This window comes from Pseudomonas izuensis (genome assembly GCF_009861505.1).
GTDB lineage: Bacteria > Pseudomonadota > Gammaproteobacteria > Pseudomonadales > Pseudomonadaceae > Aquipseudomonas > Aquipseudomonas izuensis.
This window is the reverse complement of sequence record NZ_WTFT01000067.1, coordinates 1-1,390: the sequence shown is the minus strand read 5'-3', so window position 1 is coordinate 1,390 and position 1,390 is coordinate 1. Positions and strand designations below refer to the sequence as shown.

Below are 1,390 nucleotides of genomic sequence, written 5' to 3'. Positions count from 1 at the left end.
GGCCAGAAGCAATGGGATGGACTCCTCCTCACTTCGGCATCTTGAGTGCCAGACTGAAGGTGCGAACCGCAGTCAACCGTGAGAAGGAGTCCACACATGAAGCTTATGCGCATTGGGGTCGACCTGGCCAAGAACGTGTTTCAGATTCACGGCGTGGATCGTCATGAGCAGCCCATCTGGCGGCAGCGTTTACCTCGCGATCGCTGGCTTCAAACGGTGTTGGAGAAGATCGAGCCCGGCTGTGAGATCGGCATGGAAAGTTGTAGCGGTGCGCACCATTGGGCGCGGCAGCTACAGGCACGCGGATTTCAGGTGAGGCTGATCGCGCCGCAGTTCGTCAAACCGTACGTCAAGAGCAACAAGAACGACGCCAACGATGCCGAGGCAATCTGTGAGGCAATGAGCCGCCCCAGCATGCGCTTCGTCGCCGTCAAAACCATCGAACAACAGGATATCCAAGCGACGCATCGCATCCGGGCCGGCTTAATCGAACAGCGGACGGCCAAAGCCAATCAGATCCGTGGGCTGATCGCCGAGTACGGCCTCGTTGCGCCGAAGGAGTTACTGATGCTGCGTCGCGCAATACCGTGCTGGCTAGAAGATGCCGATAATGGTTTGACGGCACGCTTTCGTCGTCTGCTGAACGGTTTGTGGGACGACCTGCGAGCACTTGATGAGCGCGTGAGCGAACTCGATGGCGAGATATCAGCGATCGCGGCAAGTGACCCAGCGGCCGCCCGTCTGCAACAGCTGCGTGGCGTCGGCCCGATGATTTCCACCGCACTTGTTGCTGCCATCGGTGATGCCAGTCAGTTTGACAATGGCCGACAACTGGCCGCCTCGCTAGGGCTGACGCCAAAGCAACACAGCTCTGGCGGCAAGGATCGACTGCTTGGCATCAGCAAACGCGGGGATGCTTATCTGCGAACGCTGATGATCCACGGTGCGCGCTCGGCACTGCGCACAGCCAAATCCAAAGACGATCGACTCAGCCAGTGGGCTGTCCGTTTAGCCGAGCGCTCACATCCCAACGTGGCCGCTATCGCACTAGCTAACAAAACTGCACGCATGGCTTGGGCGATGTTGCGCAACGGCACTGATTACCAACCGGATCGAGCGGCGGCCTGACCTATTCATCCCGGGAGAAGCACCCCACACCACGATTGCGAAGCTACCCGAGCAATGGCAAACCGGTCGAACCGGCGTCGGTAAAACCCTCAAATGTCCAGGTGCGCAAAGCACGTAGAAGCGATTGGGAACCGGCGCGCGAATAGCCCATCATGGCCCTGCATCGAATCGATGCCGAAGTCAGAGGCCGAATATACGTGTGCAGTCGGCACGGGCGCCAAAGCAAAGGAGGCTTGCAACGAGGAGGAGTCCATATACGGTC

General features: G+C 59.0%; 1 protein-coding gene. It reads left to right on the top strand.

Going from position 1 to position 1,390, the window contains the following annotated elements:
* The first annotated feature begins 96 nt into the window (after positions 1-96).
* Positions 97-1,128: an IS110 family RNA-guided transposase gene (locus GPL81_RS30640; protein WP_160109829.1), complete on the top strand. Its 1,032-nt coding sequence runs from the start codon at positions 97-99 to the stop codon at positions 1,126-1,128.
* Positions 1,129-1,390: the final 262 nt, after the last annotated feature.

Coding starts and splice junctions, on each gene's coding strand:
- GPL81_RS30640 (WP_160109829.1), top strand. CDS start 97: ATGAAGCTTATGCGCATTGGGGTCGACCTGGCCAAGAACGTGTTTCAG.